Source organism: Streptomyces sp. DSM 116793 (assembly GCF_057320905.1).
This window is the reverse complement of the sequence record NZ_CM170494.1, coordinates 5,028,166-5,047,524: the sequence shown is the minus strand read 5'-3', so window position 1 is coordinate 5,047,524 and position 19,359 is coordinate 5,028,166. Positions and strand designations below refer to the sequence as shown.

Genomic DNA, 19,359 nt, shown 5'->3' with positions numbered 1-19,359 from the left:
GCGGGGCCGGGGTATGGGGGCCGGGGCTCCGGGACGTTTGAGGGAAATCGTGGGTGGCTAGGTTGGCGTCATGGCTTCCGCTTCCGCTGAAGGTCCCCCCGCCCGCATCCTCGTCGCGTCCAACCGCGGGCCCGTCTCGTACACCACGCTCGGCGACGGCTCGCTGCGGGCCAGGCGGGGCGGCGGGGGTCTGGTCTCGGGGCTCTCCGCGATCGGCCCCGACGCGGACGCCGTATGGGTGTGCGCGGCCCTCGGGGACGGCGACCGGGTCGCCGTGGACCGCACCGGCGGCCGGCTGTCCACGGAGGACACCGGCGGACAGCGCGTCCGGATGCTCGGTATCGCCCCCGACGTGCACGCGGCGGCGTACAACGGTATCGCCAACTCGGTGCTGTGGTTCGTGCACCACATGCTGTACCAGACGCCGCTGGAACCGGTGTTCGACGCCGAGTTCCGCGACCAGTGGGCCGCGTACGAGGAGTACAACGCCGCGTTCGCGCAGGCGCTCGCCGAGGAGGCTGCCGAGGGCGCCGCGGTGCTGGTGCAGGACTACCACCTGACGCTGGTGCCCGGGATGCTCCGGCAGCTCAGGCCGGACCTGCGCATCGGCCACTTCTCGCACACCCCGTGGGCCCCGCCGGAGTACTTCCGGATGCTGCCGGACGACATCGCCGAGCAGGTGCTGCGCGGCATGCTCGGTGCGGACCGGCTGGGCTTCCTGACCCGGCGGTGGGCGGCGGCCTTCACGGCCTGCTGCGAGGCCGTGCTGCCCGGCGGCACCGGCAGCACCCGGATCGGGGTGCACGGGCTCGGCGCGGACGGGGACTTCCTGCGGGAGCGCTCGCGCCGTCCCGACGTGGACGAGCGGCTCACCGTGCTGCGCGACCAGATCGGCACCGCGCCCGACGGCAGCCCGCGCCGCACCATCGTGCGCGTGGACCGCACCGAGCTGTCCAAGAACATCATCCGGGGCCTGCTCTCCTTCCGGCAGCTCCTCGCCGACCACCCCGAGTGGCACCAGCGCGTCGTGCACGTCGCCTTCGCCTACCCGTCCCGGCAGGACCTCGCCGTCTACCGGGACTACACGGCGGAGGTGAGCCGCCTCGCCGCTGAGATCAACAGCACGTACGGGTCGCTCGACTGGACGCCCGTGGTGCTCCATGTCGAGGACGACTTCGCGCGCTCGCTCGCGGCGTACCGGCTGGCGGACGTGGTGCTCGTCAATCCGGTGCGGGACGGGATGAACCTGGTCGCCAAGGAGGTGCCGGTGGTCTCGGAGGAGGGGTGCGTGCTCGTGCTCTCCCGGGAGGCCGGGGCGTACGAGGAGCTGGCCGACGAGGTGATCGCGGTCAATCCGTACGACGTGACGGGGACGGCGGCCGCGCTGCACACGGCGCTCGGGGTGCCGGAGGCGCAGCGGGTCGAGGGCACCAAGCGGTTGGCCGCGGCGGCCACCGCGCTGCCGCCCAGCAAGTGGTTCCTGGACCAGTTGTCGGCCTTGCGCGGGGACGCCGGCTGAGGGGCCGGTCGTTCCGCCCGGCCTTGCGGCCCGCCAGGGCCCGCCCGCGGCGGCCTTCCGGCCTGCCTCGGCCCGATCTTCTTGCGGTGGGTCCGGCACCGCCGGCCGGGCCGGGTGTGGTTGCTCACCGCTGCGGCGGAAGTGGCCGGGGGCGCCACCGGGCACCATGCGCCGGGTGCTCGCCGTCGCGGCGGGATGGTGAGGGCACGGTGCCCCGCTTCGTCCGCGTCCGCGGTGGGGAACCGGAGGCGGCCCTACCGTCCCGCCGCCGTCGCCAGGGCGGAGAGGAGGGCGACCACGCCCGACGGGCCGTCCACGACCAGGTCGGCGCGGGCGGCGAGGTCCGGGACCTCCGTGCTGCCGCTGCAGACCAGCAGGCCGGGGAGTCCGTCGAGGCGCAGCTTGTCGACGGCGCCGAAGGCGGGGAGGTCGCCGAGGTCGTCGCCGGCGTACAGCACCGCGGCGGCGCCCACCTCGCGGACGTACGCCGTCAGGGCCACGCCCTTGTCCATGCCCGGCGGGCGCAGCTCCAGGACCAGCCGGCCGGGCTCGACGATCAGTCCGTGCCGGGCGGCAAGGCGGGCGAGCGGCTCGCGCAGGGCGGCGAGCGCCGCCTCCGGCTGCTCGGCGCGGCGGGTGTGCACGGCCACCGCGAAGCCCTTGTCCTCGATGGTGGCGCCCCGTGCGTCCGCCGTGCGCTCCAGGACCTCGGGCAGCGCGGCGCGCACGGCGCCCACCCCGGGGTGCGGATCGGGCGCGGTGATGCCGCCGGTCGCCGCGTCCCACCGCTCGGCACCGTAGTGCCCGAGCACGACCAGGTGGTCCAGGCCGGCCGCCCCGGCGAAGCCGCCGTGCCGCACCGCGGCCTCCGCGGGCCGGCCGGTGATCACCGCGACCGAGCGCACCCTCGGCGCGAGCGCGGCGAGCGCGGGCACCGCGCCGGGGTGCGCGCGGGCCTGCGCGGGATCGGGCACGATCGGCGCGAGCGTCCCGTCGAAGTCCAGGCCGATCACCGCCCCGGCCGGCTGTGCGAGCAGCGCGGCCAGGCCCTCGCGGCCCAGGGGGGTGACGGGTGCGGGCAGGTCCGTGCGGTCGACGTGGCTGGCCATGGAGCGACTGTATCCAGCGCGGCCCGCGCGGACCCGGGGGGCGGCCCGAAAGCGGCCACCGGGGCGGATCCCGGCCGGTTGAACACTCGGCGAACAATGCGTGGGGCGGTGGCCGCGGCATCCCCGAATCGCCCTCCGACTCGTACATTTGTCCCCCCTGGCGGGGCCCCTCGGGGCCCGGCCGGCCGGCTGCCGCCTGCCGGGGCGCGGCTTGTTATCGCCTCAGATCATGTGCGCGGGGGACGACATGGGCTGGATCGAGGACCTGGTGGCGCCCGAGAACCTGCTGGCGCTGCTCGGTGTCGTGGCCACCATCGGGGTGCTGTCGTACGAGCGGCTGTTCCCGGGCCGCAAGCGGATCGGCTTCCGCGTCCAGATGGACACGGTGATCGACGACGGCAGCCGGGACGAGGGCCCGCTGCACCAGCGGCTGCGGATGCTGGAGCACCACCCGGACCTGTCCGGCGCCTCGCTGGTGCTGCTGAGGATAGAGAACGACGGCTTCCGCGGCATCGACGCCGACGACTACATCACCGCCCCCGACGTGAACCACGGCCTGACCGCCACCTTCCCGGGCCGCACCGTCCGGGACGTCGCCGCCACCGAGCCCAGCCACCTCTCCCTGCTGCGCTACCTGCCCCGTGGCGACACCGAGGAGAGCCCCGGGCTCGTCTGGTCGGGCAGCGAGGTCTCGATCCCGCGGGTGCCGCTGAACCGCGGCGACCACTTCAAGCTGCTGGTGCTGCTGACGGGCTCCGCGGAGGAGAAGGCGCCGGAGGTGGACGGGCGGCTGAAGGAGGGCAGGGTCCGCAACAACGAGCGGTTCCGGCGGCCGAACAACCGCATGCTGGGGCTGATCCTCAGCCTGTTCCTGGTGACGGTCGCCCAGCCGTTCTTCTTCAGCCACTTCCAGCACACGCCGCTCCCCGCGGGCTGCGCCGGCGGGCGCCTCACCGTCGTCGGCTCCACCGCCTTCCAGCCGGTGATGAGCCGCCTGGCCGGCGCCTACCGCGACAACTGCCGGCAAGCCCCCGACATCTCCGTGGACGCCCACGGCAGCGGCGCCGGCATCAGCACGCTCCTGGACCGGGGCGGGGCGGCCGGCGGCGGCTTCGCCCCGTACCTCGCGCTCTCCGACGGGCCCGCGCAGAGCAGGAACCCGCGCCTGAAGGAGCGGCTGGTCGCGGTCTCCGTGTTCACCCTCGTCGTCAACAAGGACGTGCCGCTCACCGACATCCGGCTCGCGGACCTGCGGAAGCTCTACACCGGCGACATCACGGACTGGCGCCGGCTGCACACCGCGACCGGCGCGCCCGGACCCGGCCTCCAGGTCACGCTGGTGGGCCGGGACGGCGCCTCGGGCACCCGGAACGTCTTCGAGGACCGGCTGCTGGGCGGCGCCCCGGAGCCTTCGCGCACCTCAAGCGCCGACGACTGCGCCACCCGGCTCTTCGGCAGCGAGGGCGTCACCCGCTGCGAGCAGAGCAGCACCGACCGGCTGCTCAAGACCGTCGCGGCCACCCCCGGCGCGATCGGCTACGCCGACCTGCACACCGCCCGGCAGTACGCCGCGAAGGGCGGGCTGCGGCTGCTCGGGCTGGACGGCGAGCAGCCCTCCATCGACTCCGTCCGCGAGCGCGGCTACCCGTTCTGGGAGCCCGAGTACGCCTACACGTACGGCACCCCGCCGGACAACTCCCTGGCCTCGAAGTTCCTGGACTCCATGGCCGGCGACACGGGCCAGAACGTCATGGAGCGCTACGGCCACCTGCCCTGCTCGGTCCCGGAGAACCAGCAGGCGTGCCGCGAGGCCCGGACCCAGGGGCGCTGACGGGTGGTCCGGAGCGGGCGCGGTGGCCGCACGGCGGCCGGGCGCGGTGGCCGGGCGCGGTGGCCGGGCGCGGTGGCCGGGCGCCGTGGCCGGGGCTTCAGCGCTGGGTACGGCGGCGGGAGCGGACGCGGCGCAGCCGGTTGACGGTGACGGGGTCGTGGGCGAGGGCGCGGGGGTCGTCGAGGAGCGCGTTGAGGAGCTGGTAGTAACGGACCGGCGCGAGGCCGAGCTGCTCGGTGATGGCGCGCTCTTTCGCGCCCGTGCTGGGCCAGGTGCGGCGCTCGAACGCGAGCACGGCACGGTGCCGCGCGCCGAGCCCGCCGTCCCGGGCCTCCTCGGGCGCGCCCCGCGCGACGCCTCCGGCCGGCCCGGGCCCGCCGGCCGGCCCGGACCCGCCGGCCCGGGCGTCGTCCGTCACCCCGGCCTCGCCATCCGTGCGGTCGTGGTCGTCCATACCGGCGACCGTACCGTCAGCGGTCGGCGTTGTCGGCGGCCTCGGCGGTGCGCTGGAGGGTGCCGAGGACGGAGGCGGGGTCGCCGCCGGGAGCGACGGCCCGGCCGATGGACTTCTTGATGTCCGCGCTGACCGCCGCCCAGGAGGTCTTGCCCACCGGGTACAGCTCCGCGGTGGGCAACTCGTCCAGGAACGGGCCGAGACGGCCGGAGGCGTGCCCGTCGGACATCACCTGGGACGCGGTCGTGGTGGCCGGCAGCAGGTCGTACCGGCGGCAGAACGCGAGCGTGTTGGCGTCGGTGTAGACGTAGTCCAGGAACTGGCCGATCTGCTTCCGGTGCCCGCCGCTCTTGAAGGCCATCATCCAGTCGGCGACACCCATCGTGGCCCGGGACCTGCCGGCCGGCCCGGGCAGCGGGGCCATCCCGAACTTGACGCCGTTGTCCGCGGCGGCCTTCATCAGGGTGGGGTGGCCGTCGAGCATGCCGACGTCGCCGGCCGCGAACCCGTCGAACGCCGCGGCCCGGTTGAGCTGTGCGGGCGGGGTGGGGCCGGTGAGCCCGGCGCCGACGAGCTTGTCCCTGAGCCAGGTGAACGTGGCGACGTTCCGCCGGGAGTCGATGTCGTAGGCGCCGATGTCGTTGACGTAGTCGCCGCCGCCGCTCAGCAGCCACATCATCGTCTCGGCCTGGGCCTCCTCGGGGCCGAGCGGCAGCGCGAACGGGACCCGCACGCCGCTGTCCTTCAGCAGCCGGGCGTCGCGCCGCACCTCGTCCCAGGTGGTCGGCGGCCCGGAGATGCCCGCCCTGCTGAAGAGGGTCTTGTTGTAGAAGAGCAGCCGGGTGGAGGCGACGAAGGGCATGCCGTACTGGACGTGGTCCACCTCGCCGGCGTCCCGCAGCGGGGCGGCGAAGTTCGCCTCGGTGGGGATGGAGAGCACCTCGTCGGCGCTGTACAGGCGGCCTTGGGCGGCGTAGTCGGCGTAGGCGCCGATCTGTGCGATGTCGGGGGCGTGGCCGGCGGCCACCATGTCGTGGACCTCGCGGTCGACGTCGTTCCACGAGTAGACGCTGACGTCGACCTTGACGCCCGGGTGGGCGGCCTCGAACTTCCGGGTGAGCGTGGCCCAGTACGCCTTGGACGAGTTCGCGGCGGAGTCCCCGTAGTCGGCGGCCACCAGCCGCAGCGTCACACCGTCCGGGCCCGACGAGTCGCAGGCCGCGAGGCCCGCCGTCATGCCCAGCGCGGCCACCGCCGCCGTCAGCCCGGTACCGCGCCGCCGCGCGCCTGATCTCATCCTCCGGTCCTTCCTCGTCTCGAACGTCTCCCGCGCCGGCCGCGGCGCCGGGGCACCGCCGGGCGCCCTGCCGTCCCCGCGCCGTACGCCCCGGTGTGCGGGCATGCGTGAGTACGCCCGGTTGGCGGCCTGCGCCCCTCCGTGCGCCGTTCCGCCCCGGACCATAAGGTCTACACCACTCGGGTGCGGCTTCTGTCACGGAGGTCCGGTTCGGTGCCCGTCGGGCCCGGTTGCGCGGTATGTGCGGGCGGGCCCGGTTGCGCGGTATGAGCCGGCCGGCCGGTTGGGGCGGCATGGGCCGGCCGGCCTGGTCGAGCGGTACGGGCGACTGGACTAGACCTCTCACGGTCTCTCGCGGGAGACTGTCCCCCGTGAGACATGTCATCGCCCTGGACGTGGGCGGCACCGGGATGAAGGGCGCCCTGGTCGGGGCGGACGGCACGCTGCTGTACGAGCGGCGCCGGGCGACCGGCCGTGAGCGGGGCGCCGACGCCGTCGTCGCGACGATCCTCGACTTCGCCGCCGAGCTGCGCGGCCTCGGCGAGGAGCGGTTCGGCGAGGGCGCGGCCGCGGCCGGCGCCGCGGTCCCCGGCATCGTCGACGCCGAGCGGGGCGTCGCGGTCTACGCCGCCAACCTGGGCTGGGACCACGTCCCACTGCGCGACCTGCTGAGCCGGCGGCTGGACGGGCTGCCGGTGGCGCTCGGGCACGACGTGCGCACCGGCGGGCTCGCCGAGGGCCGGATCGGGGCGGGCCGCGGCGCCGACCGGTTCCTCTTCGTGGCCCTGGGCACCGGCATCGCCGGTGCCATCGGCATCGACGGCGCCATCGAGCCCGGCGCGCACGGCTCCGCGGGCGAGATCGGGCATGTGGTGGTCCGGCCCGGCGGCCCGCCCTGCGACTGCGGCCAGCGCGGCTGCCTGGAGCGCCTGGCGTCGGCGGCCGCGGTGAGCCGGGCGTGGGCGGCGGCCTCCGGCGACCCGGACGCGGACGCCGCGGACTGCGCGGCGGCCGTCGCAGCGGGCGATCCGCGCGCCGCCGAGGTCTGGGCGTCGGCCGTGGACGCGCTCGCGGACGGCCTGGTCACCGCGCTCACCCTGATCGACCCGCGCACCCTGATCGTCGGCGGCGGCCTCGCCGAGGCCGGGGAGACGCTGTTCGCGCCGCTGCGGGCGGCCGTCGAACGGCGCGTCACCTTCCAGGGGCTGCCCACCATCGTCCCGGCGGCCCTCGGCGACACCGCGGGCTGCCTCGGTGCGGGGCTGCTCGCCTGGGACCTGCTGGCCGGCCCCGGCACGCACGGCGCCGTCCCGGCCCCCGCCCCCCGCGGCACCGCCGCGCCCACCCCCACGACTCCTCGGAGGTAACCGCCTGATGCCCGCGAAGGACAGCTGGACTCTCACCGGTGCCCGGGTGGTGCTGCCGGACGGAATCCTGGACGCCGGACACCTCACCGTCGAGGGGACCCGGATCGCACGGATCGCCGGGAGCGCCCCCGGCGGGGCGGCCGCCGGCCCGGGGCCGTCCGCGCCGGCGGCCGCGGCGACGGCCGCCGCCTCTGCCGGGGACGCGGGGGCGGCGGGCGCAGCCGGGGCCGCCGGGGCCGCCGGCGGCGAGACGCTCGACCTCACGGGCCACTGGCTGGTCCCCGGCTTCGTGGACATCCACAACCACGGCGGCGGTGGCGCCTCGTTCAGCAACGGCTCCGTGGCCGACATCCTCACCGGCGTCCGCACCCACCGCCTGCACGGCACGACCACCGTCGTCGCCTCCACCGTCACCGGCGAGACCGCCGCGCTGGCGCAGCGCGCCGGGCTGCTCTCGGAGCTGGCCGAGCAGGGCGACATCGCGGGCGTCCACTTCGAGGGCCCGTTCATCTCGCCGTGCCGCAAGGGCGCGCACTCCGAGGACCTGCTGCGCGACCCGGACCCCGCGGAGGTGCGCAAGCTGCTCGACGCGGCGCGCGGCCAGGCCCGGATGGTCACCCTCGCCCCCGAGCTGCCCGGCGGCCTGGACTCCGTACGGCTGCTCGCCGAGCACGGCGTGCTCGCGGCCGTGGGACACACCGACGCCACCTACGAGCAGACCGTGGCCGCGATCGACGCCGGCGCGAGTGTCGCCACCCACCTCTTCAACGCGATGCCGCCGCTCGGCCACCGCACGCCCGGCCCCGTCGCCGCGCTGCTCGAGGACGACCGCGTCACCGTCGAGCTGATCAACGACGGCACCCATCTGCACCCGGCCGCCCTGGGGCTGGCCTTCCACCGCGCGGGCGCCGCCCGGGTGGCCTTCATCACGGACGCCATGGACGCGGCCGGCTTCGGCGACGGCCACTACCGCCTCGGCCCGCTCGCGGTGGAGGTCAAGGACGGCGTGGCACGGCTCGCCGAGGGCGGTTCCATCGCCGGCTCCACCCTCACCCTGGACCGCGCCTTCCAGCGTGCGGTCACCATCGACGGCCTGCCCGTCCAGGACGTCGTCCGCGCGCTCTCGGAGAACCCGGCCAGGCTCCTCGGCCGCTACGACACCGTGGGCTCCCTCGAACCCGGCAAGGACGCGGACCTGGTGGTCCTCGACGCGGAGTTCGGGCTCGCCGGGGTGATGCGGAAGGGCGAGTGGGTGGTGCGGCCGGGAGAGTAAGCCGGCGGGCCGGACGCCCGGGTCGGCGCGGGCGGGGGCGCGGGCCCACCAGGCACCCGGCGCCCGCGCGGCGCCGTGCCGGGCGGCCGCCCGCACTCCCGCGCGGGCGCCGGGTGCCTGGTGGGCCGTGCCGGGTGCCTGGCGGGCCCCCTGGGGGCTTCCCGGGGAGTCCCATTGGGGTCAATTGGGGGTCTACCGCGCCTTCAGGCAGGGGGGAACGAGCAAGCGGTCTGGGCCTCCCGCGGACTCTTTGGCATGATCAGGACCGGACAGCGGTACGACGATCAGCCACACGGCAGGCGAACTCTTCGGGGGAGGTCCCGGGTGATCCTCACGGTCACGCTGAACGCCGCTCTCGACGTGACGTACAAGGTCGCGGCGCTGCGTCCGGGTGCCAGCCACCGGGTCGCGGAGGTCACCGAGCGGCCCGGCGGCAAGGGGCTGAACGTCGCCCGGGTGCTCGCGGCGCTGGGCCACGAGGTGACGGTCACCGGCTTCGTGGGCGGGCCCACGGGGCGTGCGCTGCGCGAGCAGCTCCGGGCGGAGGGCGTGGCCGGGGCGGCCACGGCATCGGTGGGGGGCGCGGAGGGTGCGCCGTCGGCGGGCGGTGCGCGGGGTGCGCCCCCGGAGGGCGACGGGGCGTCCGGGGCTGAGGAGGCCTCCGGGGCGCTCGATGCCTCCGGTTTCCGAGGGGCGTCCGGGGCGGTGGGGGTCTCCCGGGGGCCGCGGGTGCGGGACGCGCTGGTGTCCGTCGCGGGCACCACCCGCCGTACCGTCGCCGTCGTCGACTCCTCCAGCGGCGAGACGACCCAGCTCAACGAGCCGGGACCGGTCATCGCACCCGAGGAGTGGAGCGCCTTCACGGCCGCGTACGAGGAGCTGCTCGGCGGCTGCTCCGCGGTGGCGCTGTGCGGCAGCCTGCCGCCCGGGGTGCCGGTGGGCGCGTACGCCCGGCTGGTACGGGCCGCGCGCGCCGCGTCGGTGCCGGTGCTGCTGGACACCAGCGGGGAGCCGTTGCGGCGGGGGCTCGCCGCCCGCCCCGACGTCATCAAGCCCAACGCCGACGAGCTGGCCGAGCTCACCGGCTCCCACGAACCCGCACAGGCCACGCGGGACGCCCGGCGCCGCGGCGCGCACGCGGTCGTCGCCTCGCTGGGGCCGCGGGGGATGTTCGCGGTGACCCCGGAGGGCCGCTGGCGGGTGACCCCGCCGCGCCGCCTGCGGGGCGGCCCGGTACGCGGCAACGCCACCGGGGCGGGCGACTCGGCGGTCGCCGGCCTGCTCTCCGGCCTCGTGGACGGCCTTCCGTGGCCCAAGCGGCTGGTCCGTGCGGCGGCACTGTCCGCGGCGACGGTGCTGGCCGCCACGGCGGGGGAGTTCGACCGGGGGGCGTACGGGGAGTTGCTGGGCCGCGTCGAGGTGACCGAGGCGACGTGATCCCCCCGGGAGGGAGCACCCTCCCGGCCCACCTCGCCCGGGGGCGCCGGGCCGGTGCGGTCCGGGGCGCCGGGCCGGTGCCGGAGGCGCCGGCCGCTCCTCCACCCGCACCCGCTTCAGGGCTGCGCCCTCCCCCCTCCCGGGCTGCGCCCTTGCCCCTTCTGGGCTGCGCCCTCACCTCTCCCGGGCTGCACCCTCGCGCCTTCTGGGCTGCGCCCTTGCCCCTTCTGGGCTGCGCCCGGCTCGGCACCGCCGATCAGGTCGTGTGGGCTTCTCGCCGTCGCGGCGGGATGGAGTGGGCGAGAAGGGCAAAGGGTCCGCCGGTACCCGTTGCCGCCGTCGCGGCGGTACGGGGTGGGCGAGACCGGCAAGAGCCTCCCGTACCTGCTCCCGCCGTCGCGGCGGGACGAGGCGGGCGAGGCCGGCAAGAGCCCCCCGTGCCCGCTGCCGCCATCGCAGCGGACGAGGCGGGCGAGGCCGCGGAAGGCTGTGACGGGCGGTGGGTGGGTTTGGCAGCCGGGGCCGGGCTTCGGTCCAGGCCCGGGAGCCCGGGCCCGGGCCCGGGCTCCCGGGGAGTTCAGGGGCTCGAAGGGGCCGTTAGTTTCCCTTCCAGCCCTTTTCCAGCCAGACCTGGTCGAGGTTCGCATCGCACTGGTTCCCCTGCTCGCAGGAGATCTTGAGCGTGTTCGTCCCCTTGTTCAGCTGGATGTAGGCGTACGACCGGGTCCAGCCCTTCTCCCAGTCGCCCGCCGGCGCGTTCGCCCAGTTCTTCAGGCTGAGCGGGCTGGTCTGCGGCGTGCCGTTGACCGTGAGGGTGGCGTTGGCGTCCTTGCCGGGCACGCCGTAGCCGATGTACAGCGTGTACTTGCCGGAGGAGGGGATGCCGCTGACGGTCCACGTCGCCGAGGCGCCGACCTGGCCCAGACCCGCCACGTAGACGCCGCCGTCCGCCTTGGCGCCCTTGATGTCGGAGGCGGTGACCGTGCCGCCCTCCAGCTTCAGGGCCTTGGCGTCGGCCTTGGGCAGCTTCCCGGCGTTCCCGGCCTGGTCCGACGGCGCGGTGTCGCTGGGCTTGGCGGTGTCGGCACTGCTCGGGCCGGGGCCCGCCTGGTCCTTGCCCTTGTCGTCGTCGCCACCGGTGAGCACGGCCGCGCCGATGCCGATGACGACCGCGGCGACCACCGCGAGCGCGCCGATCAGCAGCCCCTTGGTGTTGGGCCCGCCGCCGCGCCGGCCGCGGGTCCCGCCGTCGTACCCGGGCGGCGGCCCCTGGCGGGGCGGTGCGCCCGCGACGGTCTCGGGGGCCTGGTAGTGGGCGTTCGGCTGGTGGTAGCCCTGCTGGGGGATCTGTCCGTAGGCGGCGGTCTGCCCGTCCTGACCGGGCCCGCCGGGCCGGCCCTGACCCGGCTGGCCCTGCTGCGGCGGGTAGCCGTACCCGCCGCCGCGGCCGCCCTGGGCCTGCTGCCCGTACTGGCGCCCGCCCACGGTGCGGACCTGGTTGTACGAGGACCGGGGACCGGGGTAGCCGTAGCCGCCGCCTCCGCTGGGCGGGGTGGCCCCTGACGCCTGGCCGTCGGCGTACAGATAACCGAACGGGTCGTCGTCCTCGGGCGTGCTCTCGCCGTTGTTGCCGGCCGTCATTCCCTGGGTCACTCCTTGGCACACGGGGTCTGTGCGGTCCGCTCAGGCGGGGTGCCGGGCGGGGCGCACATGCGGTCTGTGCGGTCGTTCAGGTCTGCGGATTCGCCGAGCCTACCCGCTCCGGCCGGTCCCAAGCGGGGCCGTGGGCCGCATCCGGACCCCCGCCACGGCTCTGACCTGCGATTAGCCGGCCCGTCTGTGCTGTTTGGCACGCGAACGCTTCTCGATGTACATCCGTTGGTCAGCTGATTTCAACACCTCGTCCGCCGACATGCCGCAGTGTGCCCACCCGATGCCGAAGCTGGCGCCGACGCGGACCTGCCTGCCGTCCACCCGGATCGGGGGGATGATCGCGTTCCGCAGGCGCACCGCGAGGTCCTGGGCGTCCGCGCGGCCGAGGCCGTCGGCGAGGACGACGAACTCGTCACCGCCGAGCCGGGCGACCGTGTCGCCGTCCCGTACGCCGCTGGTGAGGCGGCGGGCGACCTCGATGAGAACGGCGTCACCGGTGTGGTGCCCGAAGCGGTCGTTGATCGACTTGAAGCCGTCCAGGTCGCAGAAGAGGACGGCGAGGCCCTTGGTGCCGTCGTCCGTCTCGCCCTCCGGGGCGACCGTGTGGACGTGGTCGTGCCCGGGGAAGCCGGCGGCGGCCGCCGCGGGGCCGCCCGGGCCGTAGCCGAGGCCGGCGAGCGGGCCGCTGTAGGCCGCGTCGAGGGAATCGATGTCGGAGGGCGGCACGGCCTGCGGGCGCCCGCAGAGCCGGGCCCCGAGCCGGGCGCGCAGCTCCGCGGAGTTCGGCAGGCCGGTGAGGGAGTCGTGCGAGGCGCGGTGCGCGAGTTGCAGCTCGCGGCGCTTGCGCTCCTCGATGTCCTCGACGTGGGTGAGCAGGAAACGGGGACCGTCGGCCGCGTCCGCCACGACGGAGTTCCGCAGCGAGACCCACATGTAGGTGCCGTCGCGACGGGCCAGGCGCAGCTCGGCGCGGCCCCCCTCGGCGGAGGTGCGCAGCAGGGTCCCGATGTCCTCGGGGTGCACGAGGTCGGAGAACGAGTAGCGGCGCATCATCGACGCGGGGCGGCCCAGGAGGCGGCACAGCGCGTCGTTGCTCCGCAGGATGCGGCCGTGCTGGTCACCGCCCATCTCGGCGATGGCCATGCCCGACGGGGCGTACTCGAAGGCCTGTCGGAAGGATTCCTCACTGGCGCGCAGGGCCTGCTGCTCGCGCTCCAGGCGGACCAGGGCGCGCTGCATGTTCGCCCGCAGGCGGGCGTTGCTGATCGCGATCGCGGCCTGGAACGCGTACATCTGGAGTGCCTCGCGGCCCCACGGGCCCGGCCTGCGGCCGTTGCGCGGGCGGTCCACCGAGATCACGCCGAGCAGCTCACCGCCGGAGGCGCCCGGCGCGTACAGGGGCGCGAAGAGGCGGTCGGAGGGATGCCACTCGTCCTCGAAGCGGGGCTCCGGGCCCTCCGTGAACCACTGGGGGACGTCGTCGTCGTCGAGGATCCAGCCCTCGGTGTGCGGGATGAACCGCAGGTCCCCCCAGGCCTCGCCCATGGACAGCCGGCGCTCCCAGGCCAGCCGGGAGCCGACGCGGCCCGTGATCAGGGCCTCCGCGGCGGTGTCGCCGGCCAGCGCGGCGACGACGAGGTCGCCGTCGGGCCGCACCAGGTTGACGGCGGCCAGTTCGTAGCCCAGGCCGTTCACCACCCCGTCCGCGACGGTCTGGAGGGTGTCGGCGAGGCTGCGGGCGGTGTTCATGTCCGCCATGACCTGGTGCAGCTGCCGCAGGGTCGCCAGGCGGACGTACGGCTCGGACTCCGTATCCATGCTCGCCCTCCCCGAGACTCTCGTCAGCAACTCCGGTATGTCAGCTGTGTCAGCTTGTCTTGTGCGCTGTCCGCTGTCTGCTCTGCCTGCTCGTCTGCTCTGTCAGCTCTGTCCGTCAGTCAGCCCTGTCAGCGTCTGTCGTCGGCGTACGTGGCGTACGTCGGCGTACTCCCGGCGCGCGTCCGGCGTACGGTTCCGCCCGCGTGTCCGGTGTGCCCCGGCGTACGTATCGCAGCGTCTCCGTCACTGAATCACAGCGAGCTGCCCACTCGGTACACAGGGTCAACAAAATATGGCTCGTGTGACTCAAGTCACAGCAGGTTGTGAACCTTTGACGACGTTGTCCTCGCTTGCAGCGTGCGTTTCCTGAACGCACATCGGCCCCCCGGCCGACCCTCTCGGCGCCCCCATTATGGGTGCGCGTGTGGGCGTTCGGCGGTCGGGGTCGGTTTTCGGGGGATTCTGGGCGTGTGCGAGGTTCTTTGAGCCAGCACGGCTTTCGCCGCGGCGTGACGCCCGTAGACGTTCGAGCTCGCTGGTCTTGGCGCCAGCCAGCAACGCGTTCCGCTAACCGCTGTGGGCGTGGGCACCTCCCAGGGCCTTAGGGCACTGGGCGAAGGGTGGGCACAGCCCACGGCGCACGGCAGCCGGACGGTGCCGGCCCGCACACTGCGGGGAAGGCGGAGTTACGCGAGGTGGCGGTAGCGGCCGCGGAAGTAGGCGAGGGGGGCACCCTCGGGCTTGGGGAGGGTCGTGGTGAGGACGAGCCCGATCACAAGCGTGTGATCGCCGGCCGGGACCAGCTGATGCGTCCGGCACTCCAGAACCGCCAGCGCCCCGTCCACCAACGGCGCCCCGGACATCACCCCCCGGGTGTGCGGAACGTCCTGAAACAGCAGCCGATCACTCAGCCGCCCCCGCATCGCGAACCGGCCGGCGATCTGCCGCTGCCCCTCCGCCAGCACCGACACAGCCCACAACGGCTGCTCCGCGAGCAGATCGTCCATACGCGAGCCGGTGCGCACGCTGACCAGCACCAGCGGGGGGTCGAGCGAGACGGACATGAAGGACGTCGCCGTCATCCCGGCGTCCTCGCCGCCGGGACCCTCCGGGTCCAGCGCGGGTTCCTGCGCGGTGACCAGCACCACGCCCCCGGCGAGCCGGGACATGGCGGCACGGAACTCGTCGTTGCTCACCCCCACAGGATGCCCGTCCGGGCGTGGGGGCTGCGGTTCCGGGTGCTGGGAGAGGGCGGACGCGTTGGGCACGCCGCAACGCTAACCACTCACCCAGTCCCCCGCATCGGTCCCACTCCCCGCCCCAAGCCCTAGGTCCCAGGCCCGACCCCAGCCCCCGCAGTCCGGTAAGGATCGCCCGCCCACCGGCGGTGCGCGCCGGGGCCATCCTGACTCCGCCCGTGGCCCCCGAGGGGACGGCCCTTCCCCGTCTGCCGACGGTGCGGACCGGTACGTTCGCGTGCCGAACGCCGTCGGCCAGAGGGTGAGGGCGGAGGTGCCCCGTCGCCCTCCCTCGCCCCGGACGGGGCAGCCCCCTTCCCCGTGACGCTCCTGGCGGTGCGAGCCGGCACCGTCCGGCTGCCGTGCGCCGTGGGCTGTGCCTCCCCAGTACCTGAAGGGTCTGGCAGGTGCCCACAGGGGGGAGGAGGCGCATGCCAACCGGCGCTTACAGCAGTTAACGGAACGCGTTGCCGGCCGGCGCCCGAAGTAGTCACCTCAGGCCCCACCGGCCGCAGTCGCCGACGAGGCGTGAGGGGACGTGGGGGATGTCCGCCCTGGGGGTACCTCCCAGGCTTAAGGCACTGGGGGAGTCCGGCGCCACGACCAGAGAACCCTCCAGTGTGCGGAGGGCGCCGGACCGTGGGGGCACCTCCCAGCCTTTAAGGCAGTGGGGGAGGAGATCCCCCCGCGGCCCCGCCCCACAACGAAACAGAAGGCGCCCCAGCCACGACGAAACCCGCACACGCCGCAGCCCCAAGCACCACAACGCACCAAAGGCGCGCCGAGCACAGCGACAACCGCACCACCACAGCCACCCCGGCCTCGCCCAGCCGCGTGCCAACGTCCGGCGCCGGAAGACGGGAACGGGCACCCCGGCCGAGCCGGGTGGCGGCCACGGTTCGTGGGGGGCTTGGGCCGGTGGCCGGACCGAGGCTTGGGAAGCGCCGGCTTCCTACTCCCAGCGAGACGAGCGCCCCCGCTTGGTCTCCCCCCGCCTCTTCTTCTCCCGCAACCGCCGCTCATTGATCCCCCGAGGCACCCGCGTGGCCCGCCGCTGCCGAGGCGGCGGCGCCGTCGCCTCCGCCAGCAGCGCGGCCAGCCGCACCGCCGCCGTCTCGCGGTTGCGCCACTGGGAACGGTGCTCGGAGGCCCGTACCGCTATCACCCCGTCGACGAGCCGCCCGGCAAGCCGCTCAAGCGCCCGTTCCCGCCACACCGGAGGCAAAGCCTCCGTATGCGCCAGGTCAAAACGCAGCTCCACCTGGGAGTCCGAGGTATTGACATGCTGCCCGCCGGGCCCCGACGACCTGGAGAAACGCCACATGAGCTCGGCCTCGGGCAGCGAGACGGAGCCACGGATGACATAGGGACCGGACATACCCCCATGATCCCGCGCCCCCACCCGCCTCGTCACCCACTTTTCCCACCCCCACCCGGCACCGAACCCCGCATCCCACACCCCACACCCCACACCCCACACACCCCACACCCGGCACCGAACCCCGCACCGCGCCCCCGCCCCACACCCCACCGGCCCCCGCCCCCTCCCCCGGCCCTTGCCATCACTTCTCGAAGGCATGTGCGCAAGGAAAAAGCCTTGGCAAAGAAAGTAAAGGAGTGGGGAACCCTGCGGCGGCCGAGCGGCGTTCCTAGGGGTGACGGTAGCTTCGTCGACGGCACGGATCCGACGCGGACCCGGCACGGCGGTACAGACCGCCGCAGATCCGCGCACACACGTATGAAACCCCCGCGCCGCCCGATCACAACACAAGGGAAGGGACTCCCCGATATGGCTGTAAGCCTGTCCAAAGGCGGCAACGTCTCGCTCACCAAGGAGGCACCGGGCCTGACCGCCGTCACGGTGGGCCTCGGCTGGGACGTCCGCACCACCACCGGCACCGACTTCGACCTGGACGCCTCCGCCATCGCGGTGAACGCCCAGGGCAAGGTCTACTCGGACAGCCACTTCGTCTTCTTCAACAACAAGCAGACGCCGGACCAGACCATCGTCCACACCGGCGACAACCGCACGGGCGAAGGCGCCGGCGACGACGAGGCGATCAACGTCAACCTCTCCGCCCTCCCGGCCGAGATCGACCGGGTCGTCTTCCCGGTCTCCATCTACGACGCGGACAACCGCAGCCAGAACTTCGGCCAGGTACGCAACGCCTACATCCGCATCGTCAACCAGACCGGCGGCACCGAGATCGCCCGTTACGACCTGAGCGAGGACGCCGCCACCGAGACCGCCATGGTCTTCGGCGAGCTGTACCGCAATGGCGCGGAGTGGAAGTTCCGCGCGGTGGGCCAGGGCTATGCCTCGGGCCTGGTCGGCATCGCCCAGGACTTCGGCGTGAACGTCTGAGGGCCCGCCAGGGCGCCTGACGGCCTGCCATGGGTCGTATGCCGCACAGCATGGACACCGTGCGGCATACGACCCCGGCACCCCCGCACCGCGCGGTCGCCCATCGGGGCCAGCCGGCCCCGGACACATCCGCACGAGCAGGCGGCTGCCCGGGGGCCCACACCCGCACCCCCCGCGCCCACAGCCACCCAGACATCCCTGAGCCTCCATACGCCGCGGCACCGTCCCCGGCAGCGTCCGCACCACCGGCCGCCCCCCTACGCCGCGGCCCCGCGCCGCCGCGGCCCCGCGCCGCCGCGGCCCCGCGCCGCCGTGGCGCGCGCCCCGTGACACCATCCCCCCGTGCTCGACATCGGCTACGCCCTCTCCACCCGTTTCCCGGACCCCCCGGCGATCGACTACCGCACCGCGGACGTCAAGTCGCTGCGGTACGACCTGTTCTGCGGTGATGTGTACCTCGCGGACACCGAGGCGGACCGCGAACTGTCCACAGCCTGGGGATGGGTGCCCGTGCTCGACTTCGCCTGGGCGCTGTGCGACATCGCCGAGGAACTGGGCCGCGACCCGCGCGGCAGCCGGTCCCCGGGGCCCCACCGGGCCGAGCTGGACTTCACCGAGTCGACCGACCTGCTGCGCTTCGAGCGGCGCTTCGGCTGGGTCACCATCACGGCCGACTGGTCGCCGGCGGGCACGCCCGCGCTCACCTTCCCGTACGGCGCACTCCGCCGCGAGGCCCGCGACTTCCTGCACGATCTGCTCGCCGACCTCGTCGACCTCCACGAGGACCTGGGCGAGAACCCCACCATCTGGCAGCTCCAGGCCCGCTTCCCGCGCGTCTAGGCCGCGCCCCCACGGCCGCGGGCGGCGAACCCCCGTCGCGGACCACGGACCAGGGGCGGGGGCCGGGGGCCAGGGGGCAGGGGCCAGGGGCGGATCCGGGGTCGGGGACTCGTCAGAGGGCCGGGCGGACACGCCCTATCCCTCCTCCACCCGCACCCCTGTCTGCGCCGCGAACACCGGTGCCAGGTCGAGGAGCTGGGACGGGCTGATCACCGCGCCGGAGAGGCGGTCCACGCCCCGGGTGATGTCGAGCAGCGCGGTGCCCCGCAGGTCGACGTCCGCCATCGCCGCGCCGCTGAAGTCCACGCCCTTGAGGGTGCAGTCCGGGAACTCGACACGCTCCAGGCGTGCCCCGCCGAAGTCCGGTTCGACCAGCACACAGCCCTCGAAGACCACGTCCTTCAGTCGGGCCGCGCGGAAATTGGGGTAGTCGATCTTCCCGCCGCGTATCACCACCCGTTCCAGCACCGCGCCGTGCAGTTGCGTCCCGCCCAGTCGGGCGTCGGCCAGCTCCACGTCGCGCAGGGTGGCCTCGGCCAGGTCGGCGCCGACGCCGCGGGGCGCGGTGAGCACGGAGTCGAGCAGCCGGGCGTGGGTGAGCCGGATCTCGTCCAGGGCGCAGTCCGTGAGGGCGCAGTCCATGAACCGGGCGCCGCCCGCGTCCTGGCCCGAGAGATCCAGGCCCTGGAAGCGCACGCCGTCGTAGTCCCCGTCCGGCTCCAGGTATCCGCCCGGCCAGGGGGTGAGCGCCGGCAGCCGCACCTCGGGGCGCCGGGCCCGCTTCACCTTCGCCGCCCTCGCCGCCCTCGCCGCCTTGGCCGGCGGTATCGCCCGCGTCGCCTGTGTCGCCCGCGTCACCTGCGCGGCCTTCTGCCTTCTCGCCGACCTCGCCGGCCGCCCGGGCTCCGGCGGCCTCGGCGTGTTGGATGCGTTGGTCACATGTGCCGTCCTTGTGGTTCGTGTTGTCCTGACCGCCCCGCGGCCCCGCCTGCCGGCCCGCGTCCGCCCGGCCACGCCTGCCCGCCGGCATCCACCGGCCCGTGTCCGTCCACCCGCGCCTCCCGCCTCTCCGCCCGTCCGCGTCCGCCCGTCCGCGTCTGTCCATCCGCGTCTGTCCATCCGCGTCTGTCCATCCGCGTCCGTCCACCCGCGGCCGTC

General features: G+C 74.6%; 15 protein-coding genes. 7 read left to right on the top strand and 8 right to left on the bottom strand.

The window, feature by feature from the left end:
* Positions 1-106 precede the first annotated feature (106 nt).
* On the top strand, positions 107-1,519 hold the full coding sequence (locus tag ACSMXW_RS19585) for an alpha,alpha-trehalose-phosphate synthase (UDP-forming) (protein WP_485808161.1): 1,413 nt from the start codon (positions 107-109) through the stop codon (positions 1,517-1,519).
* A 254-nt stretch (positions 1,520-1,773) separates the two neighbouring features.
* Here the strand turns inward: ACSMXW_RS19585 and otsB are convergent, their stop codons facing one another.
* Positions 1,774-2,628: a trehalose-phosphatase gene (gene otsB / locus ACSMXW_RS19580; RefSeq protein WP_485798008.1), complete on the bottom strand. Its 855-nt coding sequence runs from the start codon at positions 2,626-2,628 to the stop codon at positions 1,774-1,776.
* Between the two features lie 229 nt (positions 2,629-2,857).
* On the opposite strand from otsB, the gene ACSMXW_RS19575 reads away from it, so the two are divergent.
* Positions 2,858-4,459 (top strand): PstS family phosphate ABC transporter substrate-binding protein, encoded by a 1,602-nt coding sequence (locus ACSMXW_RS19575; protein WP_485798007.1) that lies wholly within the window; start codon positions 2,858-2,860, stop codon positions 4,457-4,459.
* Between the two features lie 97 nt (positions 4,460-4,556).
* Here ACSMXW_RS19575 and ACSMXW_RS19570 read toward each other — a convergent pair whose 3' ends face one another.
* Entirely contained in the window at positions 4,557-4,913 is a 357-nt protein-coding gene (locus tag ACSMXW_RS19570) for a DUF3263 domain-containing protein (protein ID WP_485798006.1), read from the bottom strand.
* A gap of 16 nt (positions 4,914-4,929) precedes the next feature.
* Positions 4,930-6,210, bottom strand: coding sequence for an extracellular solute-binding protein (locus ACSMXW_RS19565; protein WP_485798005.1), 1,281 nt, complete (start codon positions 6,208-6,210; stop codon positions 4,930-4,932).
* Between the two features lie 371 nt (positions 6,211-6,581).
* Here ACSMXW_RS19565 and ACSMXW_RS19560 point away from each other — a divergent pair, with 371 nt between their 5' ends.
* From ACSMXW_RS19560 to ACSMXW_RS19550, 3 genes are all read left to right on the top strand, one after another.
* A complete protein-coding gene (locus tag ACSMXW_RS19560; RefSeq protein ID WP_485798004.1) occupies positions 6,582-7,577 on the top strand; it encodes an ROK family protein in 996 nt (331 codons plus the stop codon).
* A 7-nt stretch (positions 7,578-7,584) separates the two neighbouring features.
* Positions 7,585-8,850: an N-acetylglucosamine-6-phosphate deacetylase gene (gene nagA / locus ACSMXW_RS19555; RefSeq protein ID WP_485798003.1), complete on the top strand. Its 1,266-nt coding sequence runs from the start codon at positions 7,585-7,587 to the stop codon at positions 8,848-8,850.
* A gap of 324 nt (positions 8,851-9,174) precedes the next feature.
* Positions 9,175-10,287, top strand: coding sequence for a 1-phosphofructokinase family hexose kinase (locus tag ACSMXW_RS19550; RefSeq protein ID WP_485798002.1), 1,113 nt, complete (start codon positions 9,175-9,177; stop codon positions 10,285-10,287).
* 597 nt (positions 10,288-10,884) lie between these two features.
* Here ACSMXW_RS19550 and ACSMXW_RS19545 read toward each other — a convergent pair.
* From ACSMXW_RS19545 to arfB, 4 genes are all read right to left on the bottom strand, one after another.
* Positions 10,885-11,928 (bottom strand): carbohydrate-binding protein, encoded by a 1,044-nt coding sequence (locus ACSMXW_RS19545; RefSeq protein ID WP_485798001.1) that lies wholly within the window; start codon positions 11,926-11,928, stop codon positions 10,885-10,887.
* Positions 11,929-12,111: 183 nt separating this feature from the next.
* Complete coding sequence (gene cdgB / locus ACSMXW_RS19540; RefSeq protein ID WP_485798000.1) at positions 12,112-13,758, bottom strand: diguanylate cyclase CdgB; 1,647 nt, start codon at positions 13,756-13,758, stop codon at positions 12,112-12,114.
* Between the two features lie 686 nt (positions 13,759-14,444).
* A complete protein-coding gene (locus ACSMXW_RS19535; RefSeq protein ID WP_485797999.1) occupies positions 14,445-15,026 on the bottom strand; it encodes a flavin reductase family protein in 582 nt (193 codons plus the stop codon).
* 922 nt (positions 15,027-15,948) lie between these two features.
* Positions 15,949-16,374 (bottom strand): alternative ribosome rescue aminoacyl-tRNA hydrolase ArfB, encoded by a 426-nt coding sequence (gene arfB / locus ACSMXW_RS19530; protein ID WP_485797998.1) that lies wholly within the window; start codon positions 16,372-16,374, stop codon positions 15,949-15,951.
* Between the two features lie 411 nt (positions 16,375-16,785).
* On the opposite strand from arfB, the gene ACSMXW_RS19525 reads away from it, so the two are divergent.
* Complete coding sequence (locus ACSMXW_RS19525) at positions 16,786-17,361, top strand: TerD family protein (RefSeq protein ID WP_485797997.1); 576 nt, start codon at positions 16,786-16,788, stop codon at positions 17,359-17,361.
* Between the two features lie 342 nt (positions 17,362-17,703).
* The gene (locus ACSMXW_RS19520; RefSeq protein WP_485797996.1) at positions 17,704-18,201 is read left to right on the top strand and encodes a hypothetical protein; all 498 of its coding nucleotides are present in this window, start codon (positions 17,704-17,706) and stop codon (positions 18,199-18,201) included.
* A gap of 135 nt (positions 18,202-18,336) precedes the next feature.
* Here ACSMXW_RS19520 and ACSMXW_RS19515 read toward each other — a convergent pair whose 3' ends face one another.
* Positions 18,337-18,987, bottom strand: a complete 651-nt coding sequence (locus tag ACSMXW_RS19515) for a pentapeptide repeat-containing protein (protein ID WP_485808160.1) — start codon at positions 18,985-18,987, stop codon at positions 18,337-18,339.
* Between the last annotated feature and the right edge of the window lie 372 nt (positions 18,988-19,359).

Coding starts and splice junctions, on each gene's coding strand:
- otsB (WP_485798008.1), bottom strand. CDS start 2,628: ATGGCCAGCCACGTCGACCGCACGGACCTGCCCGCACCCGTCACCCCC.
- ACSMXW_RS19575 (WP_485798007.1), top strand. CDS start 2,858: ATGTGCGCGGGGGACGACATGGGCTGGATCGAGGACCTGGTGGCGCCC.
- ACSMXW_RS19570 (WP_485798006.1), bottom strand. CDS start 4,913: ATGGACGACCACGACCGCACGGATGGCGAGGCCGGGGTGACGGACGAC.
- ACSMXW_RS19565 (WP_485798005.1), bottom strand. CDS start 6,210: ATGAGATCAGGCGCGCGGCGGCGCGGTACCGGGCTGACGGCGGCGGTG.
- nagA (WP_485798003.1), top strand. CDS start 7,585: ATGCCCGCGAAGGACAGCTGGACTCTCACCGGTGCCCGGGTGGTGCTG.
- ACSMXW_RS19545 (WP_485798001.1), bottom strand. CDS start 11,928: ATGACGGCCGGCAACAACGGCGAGAGCACGCCCGAGGACGACGACCCG.
- cdgB (WP_485798000.1), bottom strand. CDS start 13,758: ATGGATACGGAGTCCGAGCCGTACGTCCGCCTGGCGACCCTGCGGCAG.
- arfB (WP_485797998.1), bottom strand. CDS start 16,374: ATGTCCGGTCCCTATGTCATCCGTGGCTCCGTCTCGCTGCCCGAGGCC.
- ACSMXW_RS19525 (WP_485797997.1), top strand. CDS start 16,786: ATGGCTGTAAGCCTGTCCAAAGGCGGCAACGTCTCGCTCACCAAGGAG.